The organism is Puniceibacterium antarcticum, assembly GCF_002760615.1.
Taxonomy (GTDB): Bacteria; Pseudomonadota; Alphaproteobacteria; order Rhodobacterales; family Rhodobacteraceae; genus Puniceibacterium; species Puniceibacterium antarcticum.
On record NZ_AWWI01000066.1, the window covers coordinates 84,718 to 98,080 of the forward strand.

At 61.3% G+C, this 13,363-nt stretch carries 12 protein-coding genes; all 12 read right to left on the reverse strand.

All coding sequences use genetic code 11. The annotated features are described in order from the left end of the window. Entirely contained in the window at positions 1 to 1,782 is a 1,782-nt protein-coding gene (locus P775_RS10515; RefSeq protein WP_143520864.1) for an SGNH/GDSL hydrolase family protein, read from the reverse strand. A 252-nt stretch (positions 1,783 to 2,034) separates the two neighbouring features. Further along, positions 2,035 to 5,418: a TipJ family phage tail tip protein gene (gene gpJ / locus P775_RS10520; RefSeq protein WP_143520865.1), complete on the reverse strand. Its 3,384-nt coding sequence runs from the start codon at positions 5,416 to 5,418 to the stop codon at positions 2,035 to 2,037. Next, positions 5,415 to 5,837, reverse strand: a complete 423-nt coding sequence (locus tag P775_RS10525) for an NlpC/P60 family protein (RefSeq protein WP_099910965.1) — start codon at positions 5,835 to 5,837, stop codon at positions 5,415 to 5,417. The genes gpJ and P775_RS10525 overlap by 4 nt, the downstream gene beginning before the upstream one ends. Further along, a complete protein-coding gene (locus tag P775_RS10530) occupies positions 5,834 to 6,364 on the reverse strand; it encodes a DUF1833 family protein (protein WP_099910966.1) in 531 nt (176 codons plus the stop codon). The genes P775_RS10525 and P775_RS10530 overlap by 4 nt, the downstream gene beginning before the upstream one ends. After that, positions 6,361 to 6,783, reverse strand: a complete 423-nt coding sequence (locus P775_RS10535) for a hypothetical protein (RefSeq protein WP_099910967.1) — start codon at positions 6,781 to 6,783, stop codon at positions 6,361 to 6,363. The genes P775_RS10530 and P775_RS10535 overlap by 4 nt, the downstream gene beginning before the upstream one ends. Next, on the reverse strand, positions 6,780 to 10,628 hold the full coding sequence (locus tag P775_RS10540; protein WP_099910968.1) for a phage tail tip lysozyme: 3,849 nt from the start codon (positions 10,626 to 10,628) through the stop codon (positions 6,780 to 6,782). Before P775_RS10540 ends, P775_RS10535 begins: the two co-directional genes overlap by 4 nt. Then, positions 10,625 to 10,915, reverse strand: coding sequence for a DUF1799 domain-containing protein (locus P775_RS10545; protein WP_245875627.1), 291 nt, complete (start codon positions 10,913 to 10,915; stop codon positions 10,625 to 10,627). Before P775_RS10545 ends, P775_RS10540 begins: the two co-directional genes overlap by 4 nt. Positions 10,916 to 10,992: 77 nt before the next feature. Beyond that, on the reverse strand, positions 10,993 to 11,367 hold the full coding sequence (locus tag P775_RS10550; protein ID WP_099910969.1) for a hypothetical protein: 375 nt from the start codon (positions 11,365 to 11,367) through the stop codon (positions 10,993 to 10,995). A 60-nt stretch (positions 11,368 to 11,427) separates the two neighbouring features. Further along, positions 11,428 to 12,357: a phage tail tube protein gene (locus P775_RS10555; RefSeq protein WP_099910970.1), complete on the reverse strand. Its 930-nt coding sequence runs from the start codon at positions 12,355 to 12,357 to the stop codon at positions 11,428 to 11,430. A gap of 2 nt (positions 12,358 to 12,359) precedes the next feature. Continuing rightward, positions 12,360 to 12,521, reverse strand: a complete 162-nt coding sequence (locus P775_RS28035; protein WP_180287403.1) for a hypothetical protein — start codon at positions 12,519 to 12,521, stop codon at positions 12,360 to 12,362. Positions 12,522 to 12,523: 2 nt separating this feature from the next. Further along, positions 12,524 to 12,946, reverse strand: a complete 423-nt coding sequence (locus P775_RS10560) for a phage tail terminator protein (RefSeq protein WP_099910971.1) — start codon at positions 12,944 to 12,946, stop codon at positions 12,524 to 12,526. Then, the gene (locus P775_RS10565) at positions 12,943 to 13,362 is read right to left on the reverse strand and encodes a gp436 family protein (RefSeq protein ID WP_099910972.1); all 420 of its coding nucleotides are present in this window, start codon (positions 13,360 to 13,362) and stop codon (positions 12,943 to 12,945) included. The genes P775_RS10560 and P775_RS10565 overlap by 4 nt, the downstream gene beginning before the upstream one ends. Position 13,363: the final 1 nt, after the last annotated feature.

A 13,363-nucleotide genomic window follows, 5' to 3' on the forward strand; every position in this document is an offset into this window, starting at 1 on the left:
TCAGAACTCCATGTCTTTGGGTAGCGATCCGGGGACGAGGATGCCTCGGTCGATAATGATGTCCATTGCCGCGCCGATATTTTGCCCCGGGCTGCTGATCTGTATGTGCGTCGCGTCAGCCGGGATCAGCGCGGACTGGCACATCCAAAGCCAGCCGCCGCGACCATTGGTGTTTGTGACACTCCAACCCCGCGATGATGAGCCGTATGTCGCTCCGCCGTCGCTCGATGATTTGATGTCTGTTCCGGCGACACCGGATGTTGTCGCGGTCGGTATCCAAGCCCGGAAAGCTGCCGTCACATAGCGGCCTCGCAGAGCCCGGACTTTGTCGCCTGTCATCGTCTGACGCAGCTGCGCGCCTGTTGCCGTGTTGTTTGTGAGCCGCGCGGAAATGGCAGCGGTTTCATATATGGTCGTCTCCTCGGCAGATGTGCAGTTGACCAACTCCCAATCGTCAGGGACCGATGCTGTCCAGTCTGACAAAAGACCATTGCTCAGGAGATTGCGCACTCGATCATAGAGCGTCGGATCACGCGCCTGAGAGAGGCTGATCTGGTTGCTGATAAGCGGTGCGATCAGGGTCTGGACAATCTCATCATCGCCGCCGCCTTCGATAACAGAGGGGTGTATCGGGTCCGTTCCATCGTCGTCATACCAGGCAGGCGGCTTACCCGCCTGCTGGAACAAGCTGAAAGCATCGACAAGCGACCAGCCCATCGACCGCGCAGCAAACTGCGCGCCGAGGCTGCGATTTGTGCCCTGAGTATTGTCCAGCCGTGGATTCTGCGCGACGATACTGACGCCTGCATAGGGGTGACGCATCGCGATCTGCTGCCCGCCTCCGATCAGGATGGCGGCGTGCACTTCCGGCGTCCAATTGTGGTCATGATTGTGACCGTGGTTGATGATCAGCCAGTCGGCTGCGGTCTGACCATACGCCGCATCGAAATGCTCGCCGTGCAGGTAATAAAGCTGCCGCCCAGCGACGGCGGCATTCCAGATCGTGCAGGTCGCGCCGCCCGATCCAGCGTAAACGACGATAGCCGTCGCGTAGTTTTTCGCACTGTCGTCCCACGCGCGATATTCTACCCGCACGCTTCCATCCCACGCGGCGATCGCATCAGAGATCTTATAGACCCAGCGATCTGTCCCGGCACCGGTACTGTCAGAGCAAACGAGGATATTTGCATTCTGATCCCCGGCCAACTTGCGCAGCAATCCATAGGTTGCATTTGGCTGAGCGGTCAGAACGGCAGGCTCAGATCCCCCGCCCGATGCGTCGGCTGGATTTTCCGGGTACTCTTGCAGGACAACCCCGAATTTATCGATGTGGACCACCCGTCCATCTTCAATGCCGTCGTCATAAACCTCGTAGAGCGGAGTGCGGATTCCGTCAGTGCCGAAGTATACCTCAAGCACGTCGTAGCTTCCGTCTCCTTGAATATAGCCCTGAACATACCCGTTCTGGTCTTCGAAACCGACCATCTCAGTACCGTCGGCAGAGTCGATCAGAGCGCTGCGGACATCAATTTCACTCGCGAGATCGGCAGCGTCAGCTTTGGCAACAAGCGCGGCAACAGACGGGACGGTCTCAATGAGCACGGCGGAACCTGCCTCGTTGCGATAACGGTAGAACGCAACGTCCAGATCGTTAGAAACAAGGCGGAACTCCTGTCCCGTCGATGTTGCCGCAATCCCTTCCGCTGTCGTATCAACAGATGGACGGGCATCATTTGACTCGGCCTCAAGGATTGTCGTGCGGGTGTCGAGCGCATCCGTCACATCCGTCCCCACCTTGGCCGCCAGAGCCTCTGCCAAGGGTCCTGCAGCCGCGATACGCGTGGAAAGCAGGTCCACAGCAACGCGACCCACTGTATTATCGCTGTGGCCCAACAGGTCATCGACGGCGTCAAGGTATGATTTGTCGACAGTTCTCTCACCAGAGGCAGCCATTCTAATTCTCCTGTTTCAACGGGGATCGCAGCGCCCATGCGGGTGCGCGGATGATTTCGGGGGTTTGGGGGATGGGCGCCGTCACAAGATCTCTGCCGCATAGGGTCCGGAGAGCGCGCCAGGCACACCTTCAACTGAGACAGGCTCTGCAAAATACGTGTAGCTTCCGGCATTGATGCAGCCCGATGTCTCGACAAACAAGACTGCGTCATCGACGAGCAGCTCTGCGGTGATGCTCGCCAGCCAGCCAAAGGCCGCGTTGCCGAATACAGCCTCAATACGGTCAGTAAACGTACCCGTTGATGTGACGCTGTTGCCCTGCTGATCCGTGCCGCCGAAGAGCACCGGGGTGACCGACCCGGCTGTAACCGTCGCGAAGAAAGCTACGCGATAGACCTTACCCGCCGTCAGAGTGACAGCCTGGCGGATGGTATCCGAGGTACCGGAGCTGTGCTGCGCGTTGCCGCCGCTCACCGACCAATTGGCATCGGGCGTCCAGGCGCCCGCAGAATCAAAGACCGAGTTTGCCAGCAGGTTGGTACGTGTCGCGTCGCCATCTGCGTAATTGAGCGTCGTGCCAGGCGATGTCGGGATGGGGGCGCCGATCGCATGCAGATCGCGATCCAGTGTTGTGCCGTCAGGAACCCGGTAGAGTTGGATGCCGGTGGTGACGCTATCCGATCCCGTGACGATCGAAATGTGCGAGGTGCCCAGACCGCCCGTGACGGTGACTGCATCCCCTGCAAGAGCCGCAGGGAAGGCGGGGTCATCCTGACCGACCGTGATCGCAACCGTCGCCGAGGCCGGGCCTTCGATGCCACCGATCGATATACCGAAAGCGCGCAAGGAAACATCCGCGCCCGTCAAATACCCTGAAATTGTGGCGCCACCTTCCGAGACGGGAACTGTAAGCGTGCTCCATTCACTTGCCCCGGTGAGGCGATGCTCGATACGATATTGGTTCATCACGGCCACAGAGCCTTTGCCTGGCAAAAGCTGAAGCCGGATGTCGCGCGGGACAGGTTCTTCAGATGCCGGAGGTACGGTTTCGTCGTCAATGATCTCCAGACCGGACTGCAACGACACGAAATTGGGCGCCGTCGGCACCGTTCCGGGATAGGCCACCTCGTCGCCAACGCGACCGGTCCAGGCAGGTGGCACATAGGCGTCGATCATCTCGTCGATGATCGGGGCATGGGCCACCATGTGGTAGATGGAAGAGAAGTTCTCACCCGCCTCGATGCCGCGCACGACCACCGGGAAGCTGTCCATTGCAGCCGGGCCGAACTGCACCACATCCCCGACCACCGGCATCAGACCGGACCCCAGCAGCAGCAGGGTCGATGTCTCGCCCGGGGCTGTACGGACAGGACGCACAACGGACTGCCCCGCCGTATCCGCTTCCTCTCCAAGTGCCGCTTCTGGATAGTGACGGAACCGGATCACATAGTCGTTTCCGACCTGCATGCTGACGCGATCGTCAAGCACCACCATTGTGCCCTCGACCGCCCGGACACGCGCAGCCGACTGCTCTTCGCTCAGGATATGGTTGCTGAAGGTCATCAGATCGCCACGCGTTGCCGCGCCTACGCCATGCGCCTGAATGGCCTGGTGGATATCGGGGCGATAGATCAGCTCATAGGCCCGGCGGGTGGCCTCGCGGGCGATCTCGGCCGGGTCTGTCTTGCCGGGTATTTCCAGCACTTCCGTCAGAGAAATCAGCCCCTCGTAACCCGGCCAGCGCACGATACGCTCCGCATCGTTGTAATCGTCAGAGGCATCCTTGAACTTGATCCGGAAGGCGTGAGGCGGCGTAAAGTAGCTCCGGGTCGACGTCAGCTCGTCTGCAACACGCGGGTTGAGTTCGCCGATGATCCGCGTCTGCGGGCGATCAATGACCACACCCCATTTCACGCCATCACGCCGTGGCGATGCGCGACCGGCTGACGTGATCATGGTCAGTGCATCGCGCAGGCTGCTGCCTTCGTCTTCGAAGACATAGTCGAACTTCAGATCCTTGATGCGGCAGAAGTCGTGCCAGTCTTGCAGCTGCACGAGATCGATCTCGTCATCGGGAACGGGTTTGGGGTTGGCGGGCGACTGTAGCGCCAGGCGGTAATGCGACGCCGGGTTGCTCGTGGCGCGTTCCACCCAGGCCTCGGTCTCATAATCCCAATCCAGACAGATGCGCGAGGCGAGCGCGTTGAAATTGTCGATCTGGCCATTGAACTGCGCGGTCGCACGGGCGCGGAACCCTACCTTTGTCACCAGGCCGGTAAAGGCAATCGGTTTTTCCGGACGGATGGTCTGCAGCGCGACCCACGCACACTTCTGCGTATAGCGTGGTGCTTCTTTGGGATCGCTCAGAAAGATGACGCGCACTTTCCAGCGGCCTCGATACGGCAAATTCCAAGTGTGCTGGCGAAAGAAGGCTTCGAGTTGCTTTGCTCGGAAGCTGAGCGTCGCGACCTCTTCCCAAGGATCGTCGTTATCAGCGCGCTGTTCGATCCTGATGCTGACGCCCCAGCTTTTCTTGTCACCGTCACTGTTGTAGCCGATGAGACCGCCCGGAAAGTAGAAGATGACCGAGGCCGAAGCCGCGTCCCTGCCGGTCGTGCGGATGATCGGCGTCTCGACGCTGGGACCATCCACCTTATTGCCAGCGTCATCTGTGGGCCAAGGGCGCACCAGCTCAACCTGAAACCGCTCCTCGACGATTTGCCAGGGATAGAGATCAAGCAAGGTGTCTCCGCTCACATTGGTCTGCACCTCGGTTTCCACCTCGTCAAATTCTTCAAGCAAGGTGTCGCCGAGACGAATGTCGCTCAGCGCCACATGTCCGCCCCCGAAGAGGAAGACGGTTCGGACATACTGGATGTCCCCGATGATCTCGCTCCAGGTGGAGGTGGCGAAGGGCGGTGAATAGCGGATCGTGCCCATAATTTCGGGAACAGCGCCATCCGGGCGCATCTCGTTGCGAAACCCCGCGATGGCATAACGGTTTTTGACGCTGTCCGGCTCCGGCGGCGGAAAGAGCGAGCTGATCGCAAGGTTTCCGATGGCAGTGGTTGCGAGAACGATAATACCGCTCGCGAGTTGAGGACTGATACTCAGGGCAGCAGCCAGAGGCCCTGCAAATGTGGCTGCAAGAGCCACGGCAGCGACCGCAACCACAATGGTCAGGATGGATTTCAGCGCACCGTTTCCGGGCACGACGCGCAGAACCACCTGAACACCGGGCAGAGGCCGTGCCATATGCCAGACCGAAAGCGGCACGATCTGCATGCCGCGGTCGGTCACCAGCATCACCCGCACCCGGCGGCGGGCAGACTCGGACAGACCCGGCAGGGCCGTTGCGACGATCTCGGCAATCGTCATATCGCAGGGCAGTTCCAGATCGATCCGGCCCTTGCCGGGGTTGAACATGGGGACTGCGAGGACGGGGATCTTGCGGTTATCGCTCATTGTGCGGCCAGCCTGATCAGCTCGACATGCCGGTAGACGCCGGTCAGCCGGGTTTTCCAAAGGCCCTTCGCATAGGTCTCGACCTTCGCGCAGTCGCCTGCCGCAACGTGCAGCATCAGACCGTGCTGGATGACGATACCGACATGAGCATCCCAGCGGCCACGCTTGAACACTGCGATATCAAAGGCGACAGCCGGACCTGTGACGGGCACCCAGAGCGGCGACGCGGCTTCTCCGGCGACCAAGGCTGCGATTTCAGCATTCTCACCCCTGGCACCTTCGCCCAGATACTCGGGCAAGGTGATGTTGAGTTCTTCGCTATAGACGATGCAGGCCAGCCCCCAGCAATCAACGCCGATCTCGCTGCGTCCGAATTGCTCATAAGGAATGCCAATAAAGCGGTTGGACCAGTCAGTCATCTGTGCAGCCCCGGAAAAAACGAGCGCGACATTCGGCCCTTCGGGAAGGGTTCGTTCTCGCGCTCTTCGTAGGTGTAGGTGATGGTGATCTCGGCAGCGGTGATCACGGATGAGGTGATCTGCAGGCCGATGTTCTCTTCGATCGGATCGTTCGGCATGTCAGCCATGACGGTCGCCAGGCTGATCGTGGCGAGGTCGGTATAGGAGCGCAGCAGCTTCGCCATTTCCGGGCTGAGATTGTCGAGAACCAGAGTGCCGGCAGCCGGTGCGTCTTCAAGGTCGGACGGCAGCAGAACCGAGGCGATGATATGCAGGTAGGGCTCGCTCTCCGGGTCTGCCCCGCGCCAGGTGGAGCGTGTCCCCCGAATCTGCGCCGTGTCGATCACTTCGATCAGATCGGCATTGTCTGAAGACAGCCGGATCGGGGCTTCGAGCAGCGGATGGGTGATTTCCATCAGCACCACCGGCAGCTCTTCCGACATTTCCGCATCGATCATCTGACGCGCATTGAGAGAGACGCGCCTCATGGCAACACCACCACGGAAAACGTCATGCGAAAATCTGTGCCCACGATTGTCTCCTTTGCAAAATCATCACCAAAGACGCAGAGCCACTGCGCCGACATGAGAAGCGGCCCTCCGGCCTCATCGAGCAGCGGCGCGAACGCCTCATCCAGCAGCGCCCAGCCATCGGTGGTCGGGTCAGGCATCCAGAACAGCCGGGAGCCAAAATCGGTGTCCTGCTTCAGGAACCTGTCGAAAATGCCCTTTTCGGCGCGGCTCAGAAGAACTGAGAGCGACACCATCTTCGACACCGCCGAGAACCGGCGCCGATAGCGCGGGCCACCGGTTTCGCCACGTCGTTTCTGACGGGGGTCCTGCCAGCTGGCATTCCAGCTGTTGCGCTCCGGACGGGGAAGCTCGGTTGGCCAAGTCAGGACAGTCATCGCTGCGTCGGGCCCTTCTTGGCGCCGAGGCGGGCGAGCTGCTTGTTCATCGGATTGCCTGGCTGCGCCATGGCTGCAGCCCCCTGCTGACCGATGGACATCAGCATCTGGCGACCACCGCGACCGTCGGGCTGCACCTCGGCCTCGACGTTCTGGCCGGAATAATCGTTCACGACGATGGCCATCTTGCCAAAGCCGCCGCTGTCATTTGAGCGTTGATCGCCGACATTGTTCGGGAAGGTCTGGCCGGAACTGGCATAGCCGCCCTTGCGATAGCCGCCCATCACGCCTTTGCGGATGGCTTCCAGATTTGAGACGCCGATCCGGGCCGTGCTTTTGGCATCAAAGACGTATTCTTTTTCGTGCACGAACCCTGCGATCTTGTTCGGATCTGACCCGCCAGTGGCCCCGCCGATATCATACCCCTTGGCGGGCACGGTGGTGGCTGCACCCGCTGAGAACCCCGGGATGCCGATCGCACCGGCCAAGCTGCCAGCCAGACTGCCCAAAATTCCGTTGATGCCACCGCCGCCCTGCAGGCCTGACAGCAGGGCGTTGCCAAAGGCATCAAAGCCGCTGCCAAGGGTGCCAAGGTTTTCAGTGGCGGCATTTGCGGAGGTGCCGAACTTCTCGACCGACTTTTGCGCCGCATCCAGACGCTTGTCGAAATGCATCGCCCCCTCGGGGTTTGCAGCTGACCAGCCCTGCGGGCGCTCAAAACTTGCGAAGGCGCCAGTCGCCTCGCGAACGTCCTTGGAGGCCATGAGCTTCTGCAACACGCCTTTTTCTGACGTTTGAAGCTCTTTCCAAACGTAGTCGAGCTGACCGGAGACATTGCCAAGCTTGCCTTGCCCGCCGAGCGCATCCAGCAGCCCCTGGCCGCGCCCGGCGTGGTGCTGGAACAGGCCAAAGGACGTGCCGCCATCCCCGATCGCGGCGGGGTTGAAACCGCTTTCCGCAGTCACGTTCCCCATGATCCCGGCAATCTGATGCGGCTTCAGGCCCTTGCTGGCAAAGAACTGCCAAGCCTGATCCTGCACCGCTTCGCTGCCTGGCAGATTGGCGGTGATCGGGCCGGTGCTGACCCCGGGCACCCTAAGCCCGCTGCCGTTAACATTGGCAGCCCCACCGCCGATCAGCCCACCCAAAATCGTGACGCTGGCGGCAGTGACGGTCATCGCTCCGACATCCATGGATTTCGAGGATATCTCGGGCGTACGTGTGTCCGTTGCTCCTGTCAGACGATCCCAGATACCGCCCAGCCCCCCGACATCCGCAAGGGTGCCGTTGTCTGCGCCAAAGATCGCATTCTTGAGCGGGTTTTTAACGGCCATCTCCAGCAGCATGCCCTGAAAATCGCTGGCGACACTTTCCAGAGCGCTGCCGATATCGCCGCTGGCGAGCTTGTCGACGATGCTGTCGATGGCCCCTTCGCCAGCCGAGCGCACCTTGTCCCAGGCATCGATCTGGCGGTTCAGCTCGCGCGTCTGCCCGGCAATGGCCGTTGCGGTTTGCCGCATCCGATCGGCTTCGGCGCTGTGAACCGGAATGCCAGCCTCACGGATCGCCTTCTCGGCATCCAACAGGGCAATGGTGCGTGTGCGCTGGTCTGCGCTCGCCCCCAGCAAGGCAGCTTCGACCCGCAGCCGTTCTAGCGTTTCCGTCTGACCGCGCACGAAGCTGTCAGCGGCAGCACGCTGGTCCAGTTCCGCCAGTCCGGCATAGCCCTGCCGCAGTTGAGAAATGATGCCGGTCAGGCGAACCTTTTCCGCCCCTTCAGCGGCGGCGGCCGCCGCGATCAGGGGACGCAACTCCAGCTCTTGCTGCAGGGTGCGGTTGGCCTGTTCTGCCGTCAGCGTTCCCGCCGATACCTGTCGGTTCAGCTGGCGGCGGATATCCAGCTCGTCCTGCGATACCGCAATCCGCGCTTCGGTTGCGCCCAGGGCGGCGCCGAGGGAGCGGGACCGGGCGCGTTCCGACTCAATCGCAATCTTGGCGGCTGTCACTTCATCGCCCGCCATCTGCAGGAGCACCCGGCGCGCCTCCATGTCCGCCCTCAGAAGAGGGTTGCGTTCATTCTGGATGGCGATGTCGATGCGATCGAGATCTGAGGCTATTTTCTGACGGTCGATCAGCCCCTGCAGGGCGTTGGACTTGCCCTCGATAGCGGAGGTGATCCAGGACTGCTGGGTGCTGTCGAGACCCGGCACATTCTGCCCGGCCTGAAGGGCTGCAATCTGATTGCGCAGCTCCTCTTCCCTCAGAGGGGTTTTGTTGACGTCAGAGCCTTTGGCGATGGTGAGAGACATATCCCCCAGGCGCGCCTGCTCTCTGGCCTGCTGGTCAGCCTCATTTTTTTGGATTTTGTCTTGGGACTGGCCGATTTCGGCGAGCAGCGCATCACGTTCCGATTTCAGGCGTTTGATTTCTTCTTTGACCGCTCCAGTTGGCGGTTTTACCTGAAGACGAAGCAATTGCTTTTCTAGCCCGTTGAGGCGGTCATCATTTGTAATGCGCGGCGGATCAAAGATTGTGTTCATCGTGGACCCGATCGCGTCCTGTGCATTCGACGCCATGGCCTGAACATCCTGCCAGGCGCGCCCCAGAACGCTCGTCGCCTCGGACGCAGAGGCCAGCCGGTCGGGCAGCTTGTCCAGCAGCAGCGCCTGGGCTTCGCTCTCGCGGTTCTGGGCGGCCAGGTTGCGCACCTGGCGCGCCGTGGCCGCATCGATCAGACCGTATTTCTGATAGAGCGCATCTGCCGCCTTGGCGGGATCGGCAAACATCTCGGACAGGGCACTGCTCGCCGCTGCAGCATCCAGCCCCATTGTGGCGCCGAAATCTTCGGACATGGCAATCAGGCGTTCGAAATGATCCGATCCAATCCGACCGGTGTTCAGGAACCCGGCCTGCATGGCGCGCGCAGCCTGCAGCGAAATTCCGGCCGCCGCAGCTCCTGCCCGGGCCGAGGCTTCCATCTCGGCCGAGCTGCCAGCCGTGGCCCGCCCGAGGCCCTGGCTGGCGATGTCCACCGCCTTGACGGATTTCAGATAGCTGTCGAAAGCGCTGGCCGCGAGCACTGTCGCACCCGCCGTGAGGCCAAGTGCGAGACGCGCCGGTGTCAGGAATTGCTTCAGAGCCTGAAACGTCTCACCAACACCGCCAAAAAGATCGGTGATCTGCGGCCCCTGCTGCAGCAGCACCTGCAACGCCGGCATCCCGAGAGCAAGCGATTGGAAGGTATCGCTGATCTGGAAACGCAGGTTCTGGGCTTCATAGGCCGTCAGCTTCATCGTACCCGAGCTGGACTTCAGCGCCCGATCGTTGCGGTCGATGCTCTGAACGGAGCGCTCGTATCCCATTTGCAGGCGTTCCAATGCCTCGCCGTGTTCCTTGCGGCTCAATGCGCCGACCTGCTCAGCTTTGTTGATGGTCTCCAGTTCGCGCGCATAGTCCCGCTGGATCGCATAGAGCGGGGAATATTTAGCCCGCAGATCGTCGATTTGCTTGGGATCGGGACCCGGCTGTCCGTTGGACTGGGGACCAGCGCCAGGCACTGCCGGTGAGATCGCCGGAGCCTGCGTCCGTGCGCCGTTGGCGCGATGCGCGGCGGCACGGGCTTCATCTTCGGCCTTGGCAAGAGCGCGTGCGGCATCAGCGGCGGCGCGGGTGGCCGTGGTGTCTTTTTCGAGCGTCTCGGTATGGGCTTTGACGGCACCGCTGGATTTGTCGGTCTGACCCGTCGCCTTTTCGACGTCTCCCTTGAGATCGGCCAACGCAGCTTTCGCCTGGGACGCATTGCCCCGGAAAACCAGATCGAAGTTGAGTTGCCGATCAGCTGTCACGTCAGTTCCCCAAATGCGGCCAGTGCGGCCAGCTCCATTTCCTGAAGGTCTGCGAAGACCCCGTCGTCAGCGCCCGAGCGGCGCAGAACGACATCAACGGCGACGTAATCCAGACCCAGATGCACGTAGCCATTGTTTCGCGAAGCGGTGCGCCACTGGGTCTGGCAGTTCAGGAAGGCCAGCAGGCTGTCCCAGTTGCGGGCCCAGACGGCAAAGGCGTCACCGTCGTCTTGCGCGGGTGCATCCGTCTCGAAAGTCACACCCATCTCGGCAAAATCGCTGAGCACCTTATCATCGGCGGTGACGGGCCTGTTCTGGTCGACCCGCCCCAGTGACGCGAAGGCCCACGCCCGCGCCGCCGCCGTCAGTTTCCCAAGCGCGCTTCCTGACCGTTGATGCTTTCCTGGTAGGCGGTGTAAATCCCGGTGCGGAACCAGGCTTGCTGCAGCGCCGCCGTAAAGGTCTGGTCGTTAAAGGGGATAGGGGATTTATCAGGCCCGACAACGTCATCCCAATTGCGCACCACCCGGCAAAGCCAGGCACGTTCGTGATCGGCACGTTCTTTCGCTGAGGACAGGGCCTGATAGCCATCGGTATGTGCAACGGCATCATCCTGGCTCTGTGCTTCGAACTGGACCTTGAAGGTCTGTTCGAGGATCTTGCCCGCATTGTCGGGATCGGGGATGCGGACTGGAACGGGCCACCAGTAGAGCTGCAAATCGGTAAGGACAAAATTCATGGAGGGTCTCCGGGTCAGGGGGGTGTCAGAAACTCCGGGCGTCGTGACGCCCGAAGGCGGTCAGCGAACGACGATCTTCTTTTCGTCCAGACCGGCGTCAGGGCAGAGCATCAGCGGCAGCGAATAGTTGACGATGCCGTTGGTTGCGCCTTGGGACGGGCGTCCGATCTCGACCTTGGGCGCGGTGACCTCGACAATGTTACCCGCAGTCGTGCCGTGAACCATCGAGAGGGCTGCGCGTGTGCGGGCATTGGCGATCGCGAACCAGTCGACCGTTGCCAGTGCGGTCGCCTTGACCACGGCTGTGCCGGTGCTCTGACGATTGGTAATCTTGATCTCTTCCTCACCAATCAGGAAGCTCGGCGTCACAGTGTTGCCCAGATCCAGCGACAGGCTTTCGGCAATCGAGGTCCAGCCATGCAGCGTCAGAAGTGTGTTGGCTTTTGACACCACAAGAGGCGTGATCAGACCCGCAGAGCTGACGGCGGGGTTCGAGACCTGGTCGCTGATCGTGCCCAGCAAGCCTGTGACCGTGAACCGGAACTGTGGAATGCCCTTGGCGTTGAAGGTTTCGGTGACGTTGCCGCGCGCGCCCAGCAGGATATGCCGGACCTTGTCCATGACAAAATAGAGCGAGCCGGACTCGCGGCCTTCCTCGATAATCTCGTAGGTGACGTCGGTATCGACGGTCACGGTTTCGGAGAAGCCGCAGATGCGCAGCAGCGAGCCGTAACGCGGCACGGTCCCGGCGGCACCTGCCCCGGCAATTTCGATGTCGAATTCCAGCCGGGCATAGGTCCCTGCCAGAATGATGCCCTGCGAGCCGAGATAAGGCAGGATAAGATCGCGCTGAACATCCTCGCCTTCCATCGGCGAAAACGTGACGTTGCTGGCGATCATCGCATCAGCGGTGTCGGGTGCGATATCCGTGCCGTAAGCGGCTTCGATCTTGTGCAGGATTGCGAGTTTGCGTTCGTAACGGTCGGCCATGGTCAGTCGCCCTTCTGGGCCGCGTCAGCCTTTACAGGGGCTTCGGTCGGCGTTGCGGTTTGGGGGGCCGGTGCGGGCGCGGGTTTCGTCGCTTTCTGCACCTGTTTGATCTTTCCGGTCTTCGGATCGCGGGTGAAGCGACCCCCGGTTGCTGGTCTGTCCATCGTCAGGCTCCTGTCAAAAATCTGCTGGTTTCCCATGTCTGGGCATAAATCGTGACGCTGTTTCCAAGCGCGCTGCCTTCGCCGCCCACCAGCTCGAACGGGTCACTGCTGTCGAACGGGGACCACCCCGCCAGCGCATCCTCGATCGAGGTCTTGAAGCCGTCGAACATCAGCGCGCGCTCAGCCCCACGGGCGTCGTTGTGCTGGCGAATGACAAAAGCCACGACGACCTGAACCTTCACCTTCTGACGGAAGCCGCCGGTCGCAAACGGATTGGGCAGTGCCCGTTCCCGCCAGGGCACGACAAAGCCGGTGCCATGATCAGCGGCGGTGCTTTTCGCCAGGGCTTCGATATCCTCGGCCACCTCGACGGCCGTCAGAGCCGTCGCTTCCGCCTGAAGCCGCTGGACGATCTCGGCAATCATCTCCAGCCTCGCAGGGCGCAGGGTGTGAACACCTGAGCAGGTGAAGACGACATGTGCCGTTCGGTTGTGTCCGGTTGATCCCCATCGATGTCAGGAATGACCATCAGACCACGGGACACCCGATCGAGAGCTTTGATCGCATTGTCGTAATCGGTGACAATGTGCTCGGGCGCGCCGTCGCGGTGCAGGTGGTAGCGCGCGATCGACACGGCCCAGGTGGTGACCAGACGGGGCGTCGATGGCAGCGGCAGGGTATACTTCACCCCCAGATACCCGTCGATCTCGGTACTGGCGTCTTCGATGGCAGCGGCGATCACATCCGGATCTGCCGTGCCGTCGTCGTCGCGATCAGCGATCTGCAGGATCTCCGACTCGCCCGCGCGCTCGATCAGGTCTGTGAGGTTGGCATACGGCATC